Origin of the sequence: Candidatus Pedobacter colombiensis (genome assembly GCA_029202485.1) — a bacterium.
GTDB lineage: Bacteria > Bacteroidota > Bacteroidia > Sphingobacteriales > Sphingobacteriaceae > Pedobacter > Pedobacter colombiensis.
Window position 1 is genome coordinate 4,655,641 of sequence record CP119313.1, and the last position, 20,307, is coordinate 4,675,947.

Consider the following 20,307-nt stretch of genomic DNA (forward strand, 5'->3'; position numbering starts at 1 on the left):
TAACGGTTACGAAGATTGCTATACAGATTAGAAGAAAACGGCAACGTTAAGGCCAAGATAATGATTTCGTACTTTTCGATTGTTATCATCAGCGATATTGGTAAAGCCATTGTTCAAGCTCAACCCAAGTGCAATACTGGTATGATCTGCAATGTCAAATTCAGCACCTCCACCCAATATCAATCCGGCCCGGTAAAAATTGATTTGCTTTGAAATGTTCTTATCCTCAATCGCAGTTTTCCCCGAAGCTTCAGCAGATTGCTTAGCACTAATGTTAAAATCATTAGATAAACCAAATTGTCCGTACCACTTTACATCACCCATTTTAGCAGTTCTAAGCTTCACTGTAAGGGGGATTTCAATGTATTGAAGCTTATATTTCAAATCGTAAGCAGTTTGTGTCCCCGACCCATCATAATAAGGCGGCACATTAATTTCGGTACTCCTTCCATTTATAGTCGTTATCGTTAATCCTGTTGAAAATGCATAGTTCTCCGCAAAATTAAAATCGCCCAGTAGACCATAAGAAAAACCTAAAGAAACTCCCCTGCTTTTACCAGGTTCAGCTTTAATCCAACCTATGGTAGGATGAGCTGTGAGTCCAAGTCTGAAACCATAATCAGGCAATACAGGCATTTGCGCAAAAAGATTACTTGTTAAAAATAAAAGGAGTAAGCCGACAAATGTTCTTTTCATATGTATTTTCTATTAAGGTGTTGAAGCTTGAATAAACTTCGTTTATATTTGTTTATAATGAACAATAACGTAAAATTCAGCCAAAGCTATCTATTTTTTCTATTTATATTAACTTTTCTTTCCTGCAAACAAGGTACTAAACCCGACGTAAGCGCAATACATCTGGATATAAAAATTGATCGTTTTGACAAGGACCTGTACCTTGGAAAAGACAAGGGCATTAAGCAAACAGATGAGCTGCTGCAAAAGAAATATGGTGCATTTTATGACGACTATATGCACCGAATGGTAGGCAATGTAACATACAGCAACGATCAAATCCTTTCTACACTGTTTAAGGATCAGGCGTATTATGACCTGAACAAAGAGGTAGATAGTGTTTTTAACAATATAGCTCCTATCGAAAAAGATCTTACACAAACATTTAAATACATAAAGTATTACTACCCTAAAGCCCGAGTTCCCCGGTTTATTGCATTTCTTTCAGGTTTCGCAGTCCAAACCCCTATAGGTGATGATTATATGGGGATAGGTCTGGATATGTTTTTAGGAAAAGACAGTAAGTTTTATAGAGCTATAGTAGAGAGTGTACCGCTTTATTTATCTAAGCGTTTTACGCCACAATATATCGTTCCAAGGTTAACAGAAACCTATGCAAGAGAAGAACTTTTTGCAGAACGTGATGAAGACAGGTCACTGCTGGCCAAAATGATACACAATGGTAAAATCCTGTATTTTATGGATCGGGTTTTGGCGGATAATGTTCCGGATTCTGTTAAAATAGGCTATTCTGCGAAACACCTGGATTGGTGTAAAACCTTTGAACGTGATATTTGGGGCTACTACCTTCAGAACAATCTATTATTTGAAACAGATTATGAAAAGATACAAGTATTTTTAAGTGAAGGACCATTTACACCTGGATTGGGCGAAAGAAATGAATCGGCACCCAAATTAGGAATATGGACAGGATGGCAAATTGTTAGAAAATACATGCAGGAAAATCCAACGGTTACCTTACAGCAATTAATGACAGAAAAGGATGCCCAGAAAATACTTTCGGCCTCTAAGTACAAGCCTAAGTAAGGGGAACCAATGCTTCTCCTATCAAAACAGGTATCGACTGGCAAATATTAAGCTGTAAACAGAACTTAACATCTTCTTCGATGTTCAATTCGGCCAGGCGATGGCTGTGCGATGATTTATGCAGATAGCTCCTTAGATCATCCTTAGCTAACAGATACAAATCTTCAGCAGCGACACAAGAATCATCAAAATGGGTAAAATCTTTGCGCAGCTCATTTACTACGGCTCCCGCAAATAGGGTATCCTCCAGATTAAATTTATCTTTCCATCCGGCACACAGCAACAGCACATCTCTTTTCTGAATTTTAAGCCAGTTACATAGCGCCTTCAAGTTCAGAAATGAACCCATAACAACTTGTGCAGCCTGAGCATTGGCCATATGCAATGCTTTAGTTCCATTTGTAGTGGTTAATACCACCGTTCTTCCTTTTACCTTGTCACTGCTATAGGAAAATGGAGAATTGCCGAAATCATAGCCTTCAACAACTTCTCCATTTCGCTCTGCAGCCAGTAAAAACCCTTTATCTGCATAGTTCAAACAATCTTCTACCTGAGCAACAGGTATAATTGCATCTGCACCATTATCAATACCATATACAATGGATGAGGTCGCCCTTAAAATATCGATTACCACGACAACACTTTCTTTAGTGTCGTAAAGATTTAATAATGCAGGCGTTAAACAAACTTCTATGCTTTTTTTATAATGCATCCGTAGTCGATTTGGATAAAACAGGAGGGTTTAAAATACGGTTATTTATAAAAAGGGAACTTAACTACTTTAGCCTTGATCTTTTGATTACGGATGTTGATGAAGATTTCCGTACCTTCTTTAGACATCGCTTTATCGATATACCCCATTCCAATCGCTTTTTGCAAAGATGGAGACTGTGTTCCGGAAGTTACTTTACCAATTACATTTCCTTCAGCATCAACAATTTCATAATCATGACGAGGAATACCTCTCTCAATCATTTCAAATCCAATCAGCTTACGTGCTACACCGGCTTCCTTTTCAGCAAGAAGTGCCTCAGAATTGGTAAATACTTTAGAGAATTTGGTAATCCAACCTAATCCTGCAGCTATAGGAGAAGTTGTATCATCAATATCATTTCCATATAAACAGAAACCCATTTCCAAACGTAAAGTATCCCTTGCACCCAAACCAATTGGTTTAATATTAAAAGGCTTACCTGCTTCAAAAATAGCGTCCCATATCACATCAGCATGTTCATTATCAAAATAAACCTCAAAGCCTCCGGCACCGGTATATCCCGTTGCAGAAATCACCACATTATCAACACCTGCAAATCTGCCTTTTACAAAATTGTAGTATTCCATCGAAGCCAGGTCAACATCAGTTAAACTTTGCAATGCTTCAGCTGCTTTAGGGCCTTGAATAGCCAACAAAGAAGTCTTGTCAGATATATTGTGCATCTCTACACCTTTGGTATTGAATTTCTGTATCCAGTTCCAATCCTTTTCTATGTTTGAAGCATTTACGACCAACATATAAGTTAACTCATCTATGCGATAAACAAGAAGGTCATCCACAATACCACCATCTTCGTTTGGCAGACATGAATATTGAACTTTACCATCATATAGCTTAGAAGCATCATTGCTGGTTACCCGTTGGATCAAATCCAAAGCTTGCTCACCCTTCAGGATAAATTCTCCCATATGACTAACGTCAAAAACGCCAACACTTGTTCTAACTGTAGCGTGCTCTGCATTAATGCCTTCGTACTGTACGGGCATATTGTATCCTGCGAAAGGCACCATTTTGGCGCCTAATGAAATGTGTTTATCTGTTAGTGCGGTATTCTTCATACGGTTTAATATCTATAAAAACGTGGCAAAGGTATATAAATTTAGCCACTAATTAATTTTTGGTAGACATTCAGCATTCTTAGAGAAATCAGATTGATATCATGATCTCTTTCTACCGTTTTACGTGCATTCTCGCCTATTTCACGCCACTTTTTGGGGTTGGTGATACATTGTAAAATAGACCTGTAAAACTCATCAGCGGTGTTGGCGATCAATATATCTTTACCATGTTCGCACCTTATGCCTTCGGCAGCCATGCTGGTTGCAATAACACATTTTCTCATGGCCATTCCTTCTATAATTTTAACACGCATACCACTGCCCGACAACAATGGAACGATCATGATAGCCTTAGAATTTATAAATTCAACAGCATCAAATATTTCTCCTTCAACCACCAGGTTTTCCGAGTCATATTCAAAAAACTCCTGTTGCATGTTTTTGCCGGCAATATAAAAGCGCAGTTCACTATTTAACTTTTCAATATCAGGCCATATTTCATCCAGAAACCACTCCAGCCCTTCTTTATTTGGTCTCCAATCCATGGCACCAAGGTGAAACAACGTAGGAAAACTGGTCTTAGATGGATCAGTAATATATTTTTCAAAATCCAATGCTACAGGAAAAACATCCAAAGCGGTCTCACAACCAAACTTTACAATATTTTGCCTGTCGGGTTCACTAATCGCGAACACCTGATTAAAGCGGTTGATCTGTTCTGTTTCATAGTGTTTTAAACGACGGGCCAAAAACTGTAAATATTTTCTTCTGGGCGTAAACTGTTCCCGCATGGCTATACGCTCCCAAACATCAAACTCAATATTATGAGCCCGGTAAATTACCTTGGCATCACTATTGGCTTTTACCGTATCCAGGTAGGGCACCACAAACAAGCCTTCAAACTGTATGATGTCAAATTCGTCTTCTTTTAAAACATCCTCCAGCAAACGTGCCGCATCCTCATCAAAAAATCTGGAAACATTATACGACTCATCAGAGAAAATGTTAGTGATTGCTCCGAATACATCTACCTCAGTATCGAGGTCGAAAGAGTAAAACTTTATCTGATCAAAAACAGGATCATAAATATCCTCAACATCAACCCAATGTTTGTTGGTATTGATACTGAACAAGGTAATTTCTACCCCAAGTTTTAGCAAGCCCTTCATGGTATTATACACCACGATAGGATAACCGCTATTGGGCGGAAAGGGGACTCTATTTGTCAGTATCAGTGTTTTCACATCTACGTGAAAATACTAATTATCCTTCGATTTCCGAAAATAGCTTTAGTTGTGGGGCACTTACATTGAAAGTTTTACGATGATATGGCGATAATCCATGCTCAAGAGCGACCGACCGGTGAGTCACCGTAGGATACCCCTTATTTTGTTGCCATTGGTAATGAGGATATTCAGCAGAAATACGCTCCATAAATTCATCCCTATGGGTTTTAGCCAAAATAGAAGCGGCAGCAATGTTTAGGTATTTACCATCCCCCTTCACAATGCAGGAATGTGGAATATTCCGGTATTTCTTAAACCTATTCCCATCTATACTCAGGTACTGCGGTTTAACACTCAATTTTTCTATCGCCTTATGCATGGCTAAAAAAGAAGCATTCAGGATATTGATACGATCAATTTCTATGTTATCAACTTCTGCAACAGCCCAGGCTATAGCTTCCTTTTCTATGATAAGTCTCAATTTATTACGCTGTTGGTGATTAAGCTGCTTCGAATCATTCAATTCACCGGCAGTAAAATCAGGCGGTAAGATTACAGCAGCGGCAAATACCGGTCCTGCCAAACAACCTCTACCTGCTTCATCACATCCGGCTTCTAATAGTTCTTGCTGGTAACAGTTTAATAACATACGCGTCAAAGTTAATAAATTCAGGAAGCTACACAGATATATTTTGCGATTTAACATCAAAGGCATCACGTAAGCCAATGGCCAATAAATTAAACGCATACACGGTAAACATAATGGCTAATCCAGGTAAAAGAGCAAGATAGGCAGCATCCATAATGATATACCCATAATGCTCCTTAATCATACTTCCCCAGCTGGGCATTGGAGGTTGCGCCCCAAATCCAAGAAAACTTAATCCGGTTTCGAGCAAAATAGCAGCGGCAAAATTTGCAGAAGCCACAACAAGAATGGGACCGGCAATATTAGGAAGAATATGTTTTATAATGGTTCTTGAAGTCGAAAACCCAAGGGCTTTAGATGCTTCAACAAATTCGACTTCTTTTAAAGCCATTACCTGCCCACGCACAAGTCGCGATACATCTACCCATGTAGATAAGCCAACAGCGATAAATATTTGCCAAAATCCCTTCCCCAGGGCAAAAGATATCGCAATAACCAATAGCAAAGAAGGCAATGACCAGATCACATTCATAAACCAGCTGATTGCACCATCTACTTTTCCACCAAAATAACCGGCTAGTGCTCCCAGGAATACGCCAATAAAAAGGGAAATCAACACAGCCATGAGCCCTACCGATAAGGATACCCGAATTCCTAAAATTAGACGGCTTAACATATCCCTTCCATAAATATCAGTCCCTAACCAAAATGTTTGTCGATATTGCTGATTGAACGATAACTTCGGATATTCAGACTCTTCTGCCTGTTCATCATCACCGATATACTCCCTAACGTAAACCTTATTCCCTGCTTCACGGTAACTAGTTATAGGAATACTTTTAAAGTCAGGCTCCTGACCATTTAGCATAAGTTCCAGAAAATTTACTTTTTTAACATTGCTTTTCTTACTGATGATTAAAAAGTTAAAAGTTCTGCCAGGCTTTTTATTACTAAGCTGTAGGTGCATGGTATTTGCCATTGGACTTTGATCCGGCGTAATCAAATACCCCAAAATGCCCATAATGGTCAATATTAAAATAAACAATAACCCACCAAAAGCCATTTTATTTTTCTTAAAACGCTTCCATATTTTGCTTGAAGGACTATTATTCATCTCCATTATTTTACCATTCGACCTTTCCAGTTATACTTTCCGCTATTACCCGCAATACCTATATATACAATGTACAAGATATGTAACACATTTAACACCGGCAAAAGCACCAATAAGCTTTTCCTTTTCGCAAACGCAGTTACATCAAATAAGAATAGCCATTCGACCAGCATTTTTGCCAGAAGCTGAATTAAGGCCAGCTTAAAATAAAAGTCCATAAAGAACCCCAGACCAACATTTATAAGTATACTTAAGTTAAACAACCAGACGCAGACACCCAATACAATGATCGACTTGTTCTTATACCGCGTACTTTTAGAAGCCCAACGTTTCCTCTGCTGAATAAACTCTTTTAAAGTGGCTTTTGGATGCGTATAAACTATCGCATCCTCATTTTTCAGAAATCCTATATTGCCCCCAAATCTCGCTGCCATTTTATGTAACAACAATTCATCATCTCCCGAAGCCAGATCATCAATCCCTTTAAAGCCTCCTACTTCATAAAAAGCATCCCGCTCATAAGCAAGATTAGCACCATTACAAGTAGATGGTTTTTTATTCCCTATCGTTGAAGCTCCAAGACCAATTAAGTATAAAAACTCTAGTGTTTGAGCACGTTCAAAAAAGCTCTTTTCTTCAAAATAAACCACAGGAGAAGAAATCATTTTATATCTCTTTTCCTCGTAAAAGCTTACAATTGTTTTAAGCCAGCTTGTTCCCATTCTGCAATCTGCATCCGTAGTAACAATCAAAGTGCCACCAGCCTCAGCAATAGCCGTTTGTATCGCCTTTTTCTTATAGGAGTTAAGCGGCTGATCCTCATTCAAACAGATAAGCTTTACGCCATGGGATGAATAGGAGCCGATAACTGCTGCCGTTTCATCTGTAGAGTGGTCGTCAATAAATATAATCTCAGTCAGCCCTTTATCATAATCCTGAGCGATCAGATCCTCTATTGTTTTAGCAATACTTTTTGCCTCATTACGGGCAGCCACCAGGACAGAAACCCTGATGCTTAATGGGACATTTTTAGGTTTAAAATAGGTCAACTTATGCCAGCCCTTTATAAAAGCAATGACAACTATGACATATAAAACCGTTAAAAATGATGAGAGATAACTAATTACGCTGAGTACTTCCAAAAAAATTAAGTTTAAACACAAAATAAGAGCCTAATATAGCAGGAATTATAATATTTATGAGCCATATACTCGCAGTACATGCAATAACAGCTACCTGATGCCCCGTTATATAACTAAAAAAATAAGAAGCCGTAACACTTCGTACCCCTATATCAAAAAGATCAAGAGAAGGAAGTGTAGACTGTACAAAAAATAATATGCTCACCATCATTAAAATATCCAGGTAATGAATTTCAGGAATGAGCCAAAAGAAAAGAATAAAATATTGGGTGCTAAAAACGATATAGCGAGCCAGGCAAAACAACAAAATATATAAGAGTTCCTTTTTGCTATACCTGGCAAGGATATTATAAAATTTCTTATACTTCCTGGTAAACCGCATCGAAAGCAAAATCCCGTTTAGCCACTTGATGTTAAAATAAAATATAATAAAGAAAGCACAGAACATAGAGGATAAGATGACCAAAGCATAAAAAAGCCGGTAATCAATCGGTTCGAAACGATAAATAAATACGCATACCGCTATTGCACCGAAAACATTTGTCAGCACCATCTGACCAATATTGCCAACAGCCATAGCTACAACACCAATAATCCGTCGTTTGGGCGAAAGAAAAAACACTCGGCCTCCATATTCACCAATCCGGTTTGGCGTAAATACCGCCCAGGTTAAGCCGCAAAAAACAGATTCTATGGCTCTCCATATCGTAATGCTTTCAACCCTTGCAATTAGCCGCCGCCATTTCAGGCCCTCCAGCCCCCAATTAACCAGCATCAATAAGCAAACCGCCCCAATCACCATGATAATTTCTTGTTGAGGAACCTGCTTTAACAGATTCTTAAACTCTTTTAAATTCTCATTGGAGGAAAGTTTTTTATATACAAACCCAAATGCGAATATTACAATTACGCCTTTAAGAATGTAGGAAAGTACTTTTTTATAATTGGATGTCAATATTTTTGCTTTTACTCTGTGCAAATATGCTTAATATTGTTCTATGTTGGCTGAAAAAAAGGAAAGGGTGATCATGGGGATTGATCCAGGTACCTCTATTATGGGGTATGGCGTAATTCTGGAGAAAGGAAGTAAGATTGAACTGATCACAATGGGAATTGTAAGAATGGACCATTTAGATGATCACTTCTTAAAGCTACAGCGCATTTTCGAAAAAACTACAAAACTAATCGACGAATTTAAACCCGATACTGTAGCACTTGAAGCTCCATTTTACGGAAAAAATATACAGGTCATGTTAAAACTTGGCCGCGCCCAGGGCATTGCAATGGCAGCTGCGCTATCTCGAAATATTCCCATCAATGAATATGCACCGAGGAAGATCAAACAATCTATTACAGGAAACGGAAGTGCCGCCAAAGAGCAAGTTGCGGCTATGCTCCAAAGATTATTGAATTTTAAAGAAACACCAGAGTTTTTGGATGCAACAGACGGCCTTGCTGTGGCAGTATGTCATTCCTTTCAGAAAATACCCACCGGAGGAAAAGGCAAAACTTACTCCGGCTGGGAATCATTTGTCAGTGATAACAAAAAACGGATCAGATAAGCCTTCTTTGTTTCCTATAATATCAATAACCAATTGCAATCAGCACAAGTATTGATCAGATATTAAAAGCATCAATATCAATCCCTTAAAGATAAACCAACCACTTACATTACCTGGCCGGTGAGGGCATTAATGCTCATTTTGATAAAAAGACGGTGCAACGCTTACAAGGTATTGAAGAGTTAACCCCCGCAGTTAAGGAAAAGCTGTTTTTTCTCATTGATACTATTTTGCGGGATACCAAAGCCTAGCGCAATTGTGTGGCCGGGTGTTTGACACGTTAAAAAGTATCTTTCCACCATTTCCTTATTTTTCCTTCCAATGATGGCCTTTGCTTTACCTGTTCCATAGTAGGATATTTGTGCACTTGTTCAATTATTTTAGCCCGGCTATAATTAGCTACTACAATTGAAGTGATAATTGTGAATAAGAAATAAATGATTATTAGTATACCTCCTCTAATATCCTTGGTAAAATCACATTCTAAAAAACGTCCCCCTTTAACAAAGAACAAATAATTCAATATCCATATAATACCCATTGGGATTAATACATAAAATTTATTAGGCATTAGCTCTTTAATAATATCCTTATAAACCAGATATGAATATATTGTATTTAGATTAAAATATACAAGAACAGTACTTACAGTAGATGTATATATTAAAGGAATGTCTTTTTCTTTAATTCTATCAGTATAAAAACGGTATAGTCTGAATAATAAATAATTATATGCTCTCATCATTGTGTTGGCTTATCAAACAAAGTATTTCCCGAGTAATGTTCATATAAATATTTCCCACCGAAGTAGCCGATACTTATAGCTGCACCCCAAGGACCTAAAAAACCAATAGCTCCAAAAGTGGCATCCACGGAAGCCTCTGTTCCTGATATTTGTCCTGTTTTATATTGATAATAGGTTATTCCTAATCCGGCAGCTCCGGCAAGACTTCCAGCTGCCCTTAGGACTGTCCCTGTCGTTCTTAAAGCACTTGTTGACACCTCTACATTGCCAACTAATGTTTTGACAAACGTTGTTTCCAGTGGAGCGCCATACAAAGAGTTTGCTTTTATAATTTTACCTATCTGATTTCCAGTAGCTCCGGCGGCATATCCCCAACCAGCAGCATAATTACTGATTGTACCATTATTATTGGAGAACCAGTTACCCACCTGAATAGCTACAAATTTATAAGTCCAATATGAATTACCCATATTGAAGCCATTCTCATCATACTCACGAGTATGTTGCTCATTATAAAATTCAATCCCATTTTCTCGATAATAGCCTAAAACCCCATTTTCTGACCATATATTTCCACCTAAAATTGCCTGACCAGCCGCAGATCCGGGATCAATAGTTGTACCATACTGAGCAATGATTGCTTTCTCTTTAGCTTCGCTAGGCAGGTTTTGGCCTAAAAAAGAGTTCCAATTGCCGTGGTCACCTCTAGAGTCTAAACTAGCCACCCATTTTTCATAAGAAAAACGACCATTTCCAAGCCTTCCACCACCCCCACCACCAAGGGGGAGCGAGTCACCAGTTCCAGCATTAGTATCCAACATAGGCAAAGGCCTGGGCTCGTCACCAAGCGGATCATTAAACTGGATGGGATTATTATTACCGTACTGATATCCCGTAACAGAAGCATAGCTATCCGCTAAAGGATCAACCCCTACAAACCGACCCAATGCAGCATCGTAATTTCGATAAAAAGTTTGTTGATAATCCGGTAAATTTCCATAATCATTTTGCCATTCCGAACCACCATTATACAAATGCTTATTACCATCAGATAGCGTTCCTACAGGACTATTAGCTAAAATCATCCCAAATCCATAATAACTATTCTCCTGGCGTACAACTGCTACCCCATTACCATTATCTTCAATGCTAACACGTGCATTACCCTGCTGATCAGTTATGACATATTCCAATTTCAATACACCTTGATCATTTCGGACCCTTCCTTCGGGCATCCCAAAATAAGCCAGATTTTCAATATTCCCAACAGAATTGTTATTATAAACAAAGCCCTCAACATAATCTGTTACCAAAGTTGTAGAACCAGCCCTATAAACTTGTTTACGTAATAAACCACCAAAGGCATCATAAGTATAATCTATATACTGTCCAGTTCCGGCATTTACCGTAATCCTGTCAGTTCTATTTAGTACATTATACTGTAGACTAAGCCCCTTATACGGATCACTCACCAGATTACCGCTTACATCATAACCATAAGTACCTGTATTACTCCCTCCCGGATAAATCATAAAACCTGCCCCGCTAGTCGCTTCATCACTAACACTTTCCAATTGATTAGGATGTGTATTACTATAAGTACAACTTAGATTATCTATTTGAGTATGAGAATTACTACCAGGTGTAGAGGAATTACGCTGTAAAGTTAAGATATTTCCATTCTCATCATAACTAATCCCATCCTCATTAAATCCCCCTACATTATTATTAAAATTACCTGTTGCCCCAGTACGTTCGGCATAGGCAGATGAGCTAAGCCGATTCAATGCATCATAATTATATGAATAACTCCGTTCAACACTACTAATGTTATTTCCATCTTTACTCATCCATTTAACCGCTGATAATGCTCCACTAAAGTACGGAGTATTTCCCAAATTCGTATCACTTTGATCATACAACAACTGCATCCCAAAAACATCATTATTGTCACTATTGGTAATGCCTCCATCATTACTTAATCTACTATTATTAATAAATTGCAATTGACCGCGTATATTATAGCGGTAATCAAGAGATTGAAATCCAACTGCTCCCGGTTTAAGATCTTTCTTTATGAGTTGCCCTATTTCATTGTAAACATAAGCAGCCAATGAAATAGCTGAAGCGCCATTATAGCTCTGGTTAACGCCTACTAAGCGATAAGCATGATCGTAAACATAACCAGTTTGTACAGTAGTGGTTGCTACACCAGCAAGCTTAGAAACTTTGGTCAAAGTAGTAGCGCCGCTGAAATCAAAAACACTGGTACTCACATCGGTTACAACTTCTGCTGTATAATTCAAATGATTATTGCTTTGTTTCTGAATCGAACGACCATACTTATCATAAAACAATACATTTATTAACCAAATATTACTTAAACCATTTCCAATGGTTCTTTTTCTTACCATCGTAGGCAGTCCCCTTAACAAATTTGTAGCTATAGATTCTCCAGCTAGCCCCTGAACAGCATAGCTGTAATCAGGCACACCATTTTGATCTAAATCATAATCATCATAGTAGCCGTAAGCCAGAGGTGCTATTGAAGTAGTGGGGAAAACAGTATTACTATAATACCCAGTCGCAGATGCTGATACCCTCTCCTCATAATAAACAGTACTGTAATCGAGTGAATTCACATAATCCTGCATATTAACAAGGCCAATATGCTCCATGTCAGTATAAATACCCTGACTAATTGGATGTCCTTTAACATCGTACTTGATATAATTCCATTGATTATTGGCCCTAAGGTTTGCATCTTGCATCAAAACCGGTCTATTCGCCGGATCGTAAATAATAAAAACCGCCCCCTTAGAAGGAATAGTCTTCTGAACTAAACGTCCCCGGATATCATACTGATAACTAAATATCAGATTAACAATACCAGCTTGAGAAAGACTCCAATTACTGCTTTGTTGCATTAGTGAAATGGCCTTGGGAGGAACAACATACACTAATGCACCTCCTTCATTATAAAGGTAATAAGTATCGAAATACGCTTGAAAAACACCTTTAACTGTTTGATTTGCTTTCTTGCATTCCAGGATTGTTTTCCCATTTTTGTCTTTAAATACAATAACCTGCTTACCATCCTCATCAGTAGCTTCTGATATGGACAATGTGGCGGCATCATAATAACCTTGATTTACAGCATTAGTACCCCAATTAATTACATAATCTGTATTTTGGTTAGAACGAGAGTTATATGTTTTATGATGTTGATCAGGCTGGAACCCCGTTCCTATTGTACCGGCTTTTAGTAACCTTTGCAAGGGACTATTCTCAAATATTTGCTGGTTGTAAGGTGCTGCATCCTGTGCAATCAATGGATTTCCACTTTGATAAAAAGCAGGTTGCTCACTGGTAATTGCATTTGGATGATAGCTACCATCTGTTGCAGAGCTTGCATAAGGTAGGTAATTAATAGTTTGTCTTCCCAGGTTGTCATAAACAAAGGGTTGAACAATATCCTTTTGCGATGGACTTGCCTGAATAGTAACTGTTTGAATAATCCTACCCAAACCATCAGTGTAAGACCTTGTTATTGTCTTTTGTGAAATGGGCAGTGTAATCACCTGCTCCGCAGTGGAGACACCAGCCACTTTAATCCTTTCTTCTTGTATATATCCGTTCTGGGCCAATACTTCAAGGTTCAACACCATAAACAGCAGTAAAATGGCGCAATATTTTATATGATAAATCATCTTGCTGGATTCTATTTAGTTATGAATTAGACCTAAGTTTTTAATTACAATTCCCATTATCAATTGTAATTGTGAGCGATTTGGGCGCGACTAAATTGGCAAAGAAGCTATAGCTACTAAAGCCACTATATTCCGAACAGTAATTAAGGCTCCCATCATCTAATTTTACACTTCCATAATTTCCGGAACAAAAAACTCTAACCCTATATGATTCAGCCGGAACCTTAATGTCACCAGCAAGAAGCTCATTACCCGTAAAAGTATATTTTACCTCTCCATTTTGAGAGAGTTCGATACGGGTTATCGCTCCGGAGCTATTATTTACATAATTTACAGGAATAACAAGCTGTGGTGCTTCTGGGATAGGAGGTGGTAAAACTACGACGACCGCTTTTGTAGTTTTACTACCTTGCCCCAAAGCACTAGCAGTAAGAGCTACATTATAGGTACCCGCAACAGCGTATCTATGGTCTTGACTAATTGTAGAATTGGTAACAAATGGGACCGTACCATCCCCAAAATCCCAGGTGAAAGTTATCCCGGTGAACTGACACGGATTATAATTAGTAGCATTATAAAAACGAACATCTGTACCAGCTATAATATTATTAACCGGCGAAAAACTAAATGTAGGATCTGAAAAAGTTTGATAAGTGTCCTGATACAAATAACTTGTACGTGCTTTAATTTGCTTGTCCTGATCATAAACAAGACTTAGCCTACCTAAATTATCAGACTCATAATATTCGGAAATGCCATTGGTATTGGTCTGAACAATTTTACTTAGTGTTGCCGTTCTATAGTCAGAAGTGCTTACTTCAGCGTTTTCCGGATAAAAAAGAACGTCAGTTATAAATAACCCCGAAGTCGTATTATGCCGAATGTCAATATTAAAAGTAGGAGATAGATTAACTACCGGTACTTTAATCTCATAATACTTCCAGGTCCCGTTATTTGCAGTAAAATTAAGCGGATAAACATGAGGTACATTATCTGTTCCAGTTAATGTTATTGAAAATGTACCACTTCCGTATGAATCCAACCAAATTGAAAATATATAATTTTTGGCATTTTTATTTTTCTTAATTGCTTTAGAAAGAGAAATACCAGGATCAAGAGTGCTGCTCCCAGAACCAACACCAGCTCGTCCTGCATATGGACCCGTAATACCAGTAGCGACATTAAAAGACGAGTTGGCAACCAAATGATTAGGGTTATAATAGCCAATCTCATCTGCCGCTGCATTAGCTATATTGGCTACAGGTAAATGATGGACTGAACTCGATAGGGAGGTTTGTACTTGTTTATGATGATCATCTTTAGTTTGGAGAAAACCATTCGAGTCATAGATCAGATAGTTCTCGAGGGGAATATAATTAGAATCATAAGTAAAGATTCCAGACGAACTACTTGATGTTGTAAATCCTGTTATCCCATTCTGACTAACAAACCCTAACTTTTGAGAAGGCATGTACAATGAATAGGATCCGAAATTAAACGCTTTAAACTTCAGCAAAGATCCTGAAATAACCTTTAGGTCATTATTAGGCTTCTGAACTTGTGTATATTGTTCTATAGGTATATTCTGATTTTGTAATTGCAACTGATGAATTGCGTTTACTTCAGCATCATTAATAGTTCCGGTATTATAATCCTTAACATATTTGACGAACGCTTTCCTGATCGTTCCATCACTATTGGTGACTTCTTTTCTTGTGAAAAGATGATGAAAAGGGCTGTCATAAAAATAAGAACTCGAGCTTTGTTTAACCTGGTTATAAGGAGCCAAATCCGTCGTTTTCTGAACTACCTTTTTTGTTAATTCACCGGTTGATGTATATATCGTATATTTAGAATAAGCTTTAAATCCTCCATTTTCGTCCCACCTTAAGCCAGTAACAGATATTGGCGTTCCGATACGCTGATAGGAGTACTCAGTTTCGTCAACAATCCCACCAACTTCATTATAAACCTTCACTCTCTTCACCAATCCCCGTTCAAAATCATAATTTGTATTGGGAGCAAATGGATAAGTGCTTTTATCATTCGTCATAAAACCAGCCGTGGCACATCCTGGTCTAGCAATAAAAGTAACTGTGGGCGACCAATCACTACTAGTACAATCAACACAAGAAGGGAAAGCACTTGTATCATAATTTGTTGCCGGAGTATAATATTCATAAGCTATATACCCTGAACCATTTTTAGCTTCCTTAACATGTGCATATACAATGCTATGATCATTGGGTGACAGATCCAGTTCAGAACGAACTGTCGCACTCTTCCATAAATCCAAATTACTGCCTGTTCCGGTATATGGGCGGGTAAAACCGTATACTGGCAAAGAAGTTGGTTTCCCGCTCGTTATACCTGTAGCAGGATTCGAATAGCTATAGTTACTGACCATATTACGAGCTACACTAATCCCGTCATAGTCAACAATTTGCTTAATACGAATTCCTCCTCCCTGTACAACAGTTCCGGCGGTTGGATCATAATAATCATGAGGTTCGTAAATCATACTAGTTGAACCATTATCGAGATAGGTAATTTTACTTACAGATCCGGCCGCAACCACATAAGGATCCAACCTCCGATCAGCCCCCGGTAAGTTAACTGTATAAGAAGGCCTTGAAACATTATCTGTCACAATTTGATACCTTTGCAATAAAGTGTTTGAAGGATTAATATTTAATGCAGGCAATAGTGTCCCAGATTGATTGGAATAGCTCGTTGCATGCCCCCAATAATCTATATTCTTTGAGGAAGAATCACCTAAGGATGTTTTATAATAGTAATAATAGAAGGTTTCGCCAGTATAAGAAAACTGATACTTTGCTGGCGAATTACATTGATCTGTTGTGATATCTCTTAGAAAGAATCTAGAATAATATCCCGTTAAGGGCATAACACTACTATAATTCAAGAGATAATTAGCACCACTGCTCAATTGAATTTTGCTAAGTAATGATTGAGAGGTATAATAATTATTATTATAGGTAAAGGAAGCACCTGTTCCCCCTCCACTAATGTTACTTAATAATCTTGGGAATGACTCATCTTTAACCCAATACTGAGTTGATTTAGCAGATGTACCAATATACAATTCAATGGGCGTTACATTATCTCGGGGCAAACCATTTTCATAAGAAAAATTAATCTCATTACGATTTGCATCAGTCATGCTTGTTAAATACCAGTTATTATATGAACTTATCCCAAATTTATATTGCAAAAATTGGGTTTTGAAATAAGAAATATTACTCTCACTAACAGTTTGTGAATTAAAAGTAGTTAGTGTTTGTTTTGTAGATCTAGACGCATACATGTTATAAAACTGATAACTTACACCTTGATCATTCACTACTATAAATCCTTCTATCTCTCCATAAATATTGGTCGAATATGTAATTTTGAGATCCTGATAAGGTATAGTTTGGATTTGATGGTTTTTATCAAAAACGAAGCTAACTGATAAACCCGGTGCATTGATCGAAAACAGATCTGGTTCGGTATCAGACAGATCAGAAAAATTAGTGTTTAAACTTGCTAAATCTGTAGTTTCATCTGTACATGTCGTCATATTCCCATCATTTGCAATAGCAAAATTGTCGATCTTAACTCCATTGTTATTATATAGCCAACCTAAACGAATGTTGTTAGCATTATCCTTTTGACAATCATCAGGTAAACCGCGTATCTCCCTACTTATTACACCTCCTCCCGACATCTGCCAACCAATACCTGCGGTCCCTTCTACATCTTTTACCTTTACACCTACACCCCGGTTAATAAGATTAATTTGAGTAGAAATAGACCCATTTTTTATCGAATAAATGGGTATAATAACACTTGCTGTACCTGAATATTGATCAACCTGTACTACATTTCTTTGCGCAACAAGTCGATTAGCCGATACAAGCGAAATAAGAAAAATAAAAAAAGAATAGACTTTTACCATGATGCGTCCTGGGTTTGCTTATACTATTTAACTGGCTGTTTCCTTATGCCGATTACAATCTCATCATAATGAGGGTTAAAGGGCGGAAACGTTGTAATACTAAGAAACCCCAGTGCAACGGGTATGCACTAAAGAAATATTTAGCAATTTATTTTCAAGAGGAGATTTACAACAAAAAACCGCTTAAACAAACAATAAACAGCTTTAATTCACAAAAAATTTGCATGAATTAATTTGCAGTCTAAAATATTCAGTGCAAAAACAACGCATTGTAACGACTAGATTCTTCTAAACTGTAGAGTACACTTCACAATTAGGTAGGAAGATAGCTATTATTTAGCTATCTGTCCTCCTACACCACCGTACGTGCCGTTCGGCATACGGCGGTTTGTTAGAATAATTTCTTCTGGTATTCAGTTTTCCAGTAATAGTAGTTGGTAAAGCCCGTATACTTTAGCTTTGTAAAGTATGCATTGTCTAGCACCCGACATAGTATTGGGCTGTGAGCAATTCTGCAATAAGATTTTCGACTGTTTGCCCATTCATAAGCTTTGTCCCTTGAAATACCCAACTTAATTAGGTTCCCAATACGGGTATATACTTTCTTCCACTGTTTCCAAATGATCATTCTTAACCTTACACGGACCATTTCGTCCAATCTAAGTAACTGATTTTTGGCTTTGGCTATAGAAAAGTAATTTACCCAGCCCCGTATGACCTTTTCTAGTCTATAAATTCGTTCACTAGTAGCAATCGAATGGTTCCGTTGGGTTTGTTCCCTTATCTTCTGTTTTATCGTTTTCAGAGATTTGGACGCAACCCGGATCTGCCATCCTTGTTTGGAGCCATAAAAGGAAAAGCCTAAAAGCGTGCTACCAGATGGTCGGCTTACTTTGCTCTTCTCCCGGTTGACCTTGAGTTTCAACTTATCTTCCAAATAGCCTGTCATAACCGCCATAACACGGAAGGCCGATTTTCTGCTCCGCACATAAATACTACAGTCATCTGCGTAACGTACAAAACGGTGGCCCCGGTCTTCCAGAATTTGATCTAGCTCATTCAGAATAATGTTTGATAATAAAGGGCTCAAAGGACTACCTTGCGGCGTACCCTCTCTTCTGGGGCTAACCAGTCCATTATCCATCATACCGCCACTTAGGTAAGCACGAATAAGCTTTAAGGTCCCCTTATCCTTGATCTTAACCCATAACAGGCTCATAAGCTTGTCGTGGTTGACCGTATCAAAGAACTTTTCCAAGTCCACTTCTACAACCCAGGTATAACCCGAATTGAGGTTTACCTGCGCCTGAAATACCGCCTGATGTGCACTGCGACCCGGGCGAAACCCATAACTGTTTGCTGAAAAATCGCCCTCGTACTTAGGACTCAACCATTGAGAGATCGCCTGTTGCAACAGCCTGTCGATTACCGTTGGGATGCCCAAAATTCTCGTTCCACCGCCCGTTTTGGGTATTTCTACCTTAAGTACAGATTGTGGTCGATAATTACCCGCTAAAATATCACTCTTTAATGCTTGCCAGTGGATATTGAGGTAGTCACGAAGTTCATCGGTCTGCATACCATCAATACCCCCAGCACCCTTATTGGTAGTAACCTGCCGAAAGGCTTTTTGTACATTTCGGATGTCTAATATTTCTTCAAGCATACTACTAAAAAAAAAAAACTAATTCCAGGCATTGTGCTCATTAGTTGCATAGCTAGACTCAACTCCTCCTGCGTTTTACTTTCAGCTTCCGGCCTATACTCCCGCAGGCAGTTCTCTTACGTGTTTCAGTTGTGAACGTTTCGCCATAAACGTTTTGATTCCTTTGCCATTCTAACATTCAGTCCTTCCTGTTAAAAAAAAACAGTACTACGACTTCTGCTGACTTCTGCCTATCCCAAGTAACCATTGTTATTCTGATTATTGTTTCTTCGCCGGTACTCGCGCATACCTTTGACAGTCTATAGACAGATCTCCCGGGGTAAGGCGGTCAACTTTCTATGGATGTGACCTCTGTATTTACGTGTTGATGTTCTGTGCAGCATAGGGCTTCTGTTTGTTTTGCAACATCACCCACATCAACCCGCCTTATATACAGTTTCTGTACGTAGGCCCCCATATTTGCCACCAGCTTCCTTCAAATTCGCAGTCACCCGCGACACCCTTGCTATTGGCTAACCCTTCCTACTGCAAAGTGGGCTCGGGACTTACACCCTAGAGTTGATCGCCATGCCCGGCGCACAAAAAAACCTCATCAGCATAAGCTAATGAGGGTTCCAATTTTTAAAAATTTATCTTCTACTGCTTAAGCAGCCAATATTTTAAATACGCCTTTACAAGCTATGATTGTACCTATTAATAAGATCACCCAGGAAACGATTGACAACATAGGAGAATCAGCAGCAAAACGTAAATAAACACCTACGATACCGATCAGGATTCCTACGACCATCATTTTATAAATCGAGTTCTCGTTAGCTCTTTTCATGCTTGCTGTATTGTGTTTTGGTGTCTGTTCCATACGATTTCTAATTATGGCACAAAAATAATATTAATTACCTAAAAAGCAGTATTTAATC

General features: G+C 38.3%; 15 protein-coding genes. 2 read left to right on the forward strand and 13 right to left on the reverse strand.

Translation table 11 applies throughout. From position 1 onward, the window contains the following. Positions 1–27: 27 nt before the first annotated feature. Positions 28–696, reverse strand: a complete 669-nt coding sequence (locus tag P0Y49_19365) for a porin family protein (protein ID WEK18936.1) — start codon at positions 694–696, stop codon at positions 28–30. Positions 697–753: 57 nt separating this feature from the next. Between P0Y49_19365 and gldB the strand changes: the two genes are divergently transcribed. Then, positions 754–1,782 (forward strand): gliding motility lipoprotein GldB, encoded by a 1,029-nt coding sequence (gene gldB / locus P0Y49_19370; GenBank protein WEK18937.1) that lies wholly within the window; start codon positions 754–756, stop codon positions 1,780–1,782. Here gldB and P0Y49_19375 read toward each other — a convergent pair. The 7 genes from P0Y49_19375 to P0Y49_19405 are packed head-to-tail and all read right to left on the reverse strand — an operon-like array spanning position 1,775 to position 8,725. After that, complete coding sequence (locus P0Y49_19375) at positions 1,775–2,494, reverse strand: 2-phosphosulfolactate phosphatase (protein ID WEK18938.1); 720 nt, start codon at positions 2,492–2,494, stop codon at positions 1,775–1,777. The genes gldB and P0Y49_19375 overlap by 8 nt on opposite strands. Positions 2,495–2,535: 41 nt before the next feature. Next, positions 2,536–3,615, reverse strand: coding sequence for a glycine cleavage system aminomethyltransferase GcvT (gcvT, locus tag P0Y49_19380; GenBank protein ID WEK18939.1), 1,080 nt, complete (start codon positions 3,613–3,615; stop codon positions 2,536–2,538). A gap of 41 nt (positions 3,616–3,656) precedes the next feature. Next, entirely contained in the window at positions 3,657–4,859 is a 1,203-nt protein-coding gene (locus tag P0Y49_19385) for a glycosyltransferase family 4 protein (protein ID WEK18940.1), read from the reverse strand. Between the two features lie 19 nt (positions 4,860–4,878). Further along, positions 4,879–5,490 (reverse strand): ribonuclease HII, encoded by a 612-nt coding sequence (locus P0Y49_19390; protein ID WEK18941.1) that lies wholly within the window; start codon positions 5,488–5,490, stop codon positions 4,879–4,881. 28 nt (positions 5,491–5,518) lie between these two features. Further along, positions 5,519–6,610 carry an ABC transporter permease gene (locus P0Y49_19395; protein WEK18942.1) on the reverse strand — a complete coding sequence of 364 codons (1,092 nt, stop codon included), beginning with the start codon at positions 6,608–6,610 and terminating at the stop codon, positions 5,519–5,521. Next, on the reverse strand, positions 6,610–7,746 hold the full coding sequence (locus P0Y49_19400; protein ID WEK18943.1) for a glycosyltransferase: 1,137 nt from the start codon (positions 7,744–7,746) through the stop codon (positions 6,610–6,612). The genes P0Y49_19395 and P0Y49_19400 overlap by 1 nt, the downstream gene beginning before the upstream one ends. Then, a complete protein-coding gene (locus P0Y49_19405) occupies positions 7,724–8,725 on the reverse strand; it encodes a lysylphosphatidylglycerol synthase domain-containing protein (GenBank protein WEK18944.1) in 1,002 nt (333 codons plus the stop codon). Before P0Y49_19405 ends, P0Y49_19400 begins: the two co-directional genes overlap by 23 nt. Before the next feature lie 19 nt (positions 8,726–8,744). Here P0Y49_19405 and ruvC point away from each other — a divergent pair, with 19 nt between their 5' ends. After that, positions 8,745–9,308 carry a crossover junction endodeoxyribonuclease RuvC gene (gene ruvC / locus P0Y49_19410; protein WEK18945.1) on the forward strand — a complete coding sequence of 188 codons (564 nt, stop codon included), beginning with the start codon at positions 8,745–8,747 and terminating at the stop codon, positions 9,306–9,308. Positions 9,309–9,588: 280 nt separating this feature from the next. Here ruvC and P0Y49_19415 read toward each other — a convergent pair whose 3' ends face one another. The 5 genes from P0Y49_19415 to P0Y49_19435 all read right to left on the reverse strand — a co-directional run bounded on the left by P0Y49_19415 (position 9,589) and on the right by P0Y49_19435 (position 20,249). Next, positions 9,589–10,053, reverse strand: coding sequence for a hypothetical protein (locus tag P0Y49_19415; GenBank protein WEK18946.1), 465 nt, complete (start codon positions 10,051–10,053; stop codon positions 9,589–9,591). Continuing rightward, positions 10,050–13,763 (reverse strand): DUF6443 domain-containing protein, encoded by a 3,714-nt coding sequence (locus P0Y49_19420; protein WEK18947.1) that lies wholly within the window; start codon positions 13,761–13,763, stop codon positions 10,050–10,052. Before P0Y49_19420 ends, P0Y49_19415 begins: the two co-directional genes overlap by 4 nt. 40 nt (positions 13,764–13,803) lie before the next feature. Then, on the reverse strand, positions 13,804–17,724 hold the full coding sequence (locus tag P0Y49_19425) for a PKD domain-containing protein (GenBank protein WEK18948.1): 3,921 nt from the start codon (positions 17,722–17,724) through the stop codon (positions 13,804–13,806). A 391-nt stretch (positions 17,725–18,115) separates the two neighbouring features. Beyond that, positions 18,116–19,390, reverse strand: coding sequence for a group II intron reverse transcriptase/maturase (ltrA, locus tag P0Y49_19430; protein ID WEK18949.1), 1,275 nt, complete (start codon positions 19,388–19,390; stop codon positions 18,116–18,118). 643 nt (positions 19,391–20,033) lie between these two features. Beyond that, positions 20,034–20,249, reverse strand: a complete 216-nt coding sequence (locus P0Y49_19435; protein ID WEK18950.1) for a hypothetical protein — start codon at positions 20,247–20,249, stop codon at positions 20,034–20,036. Positions 20,250–20,307: the final 58 nt, after the last annotated feature.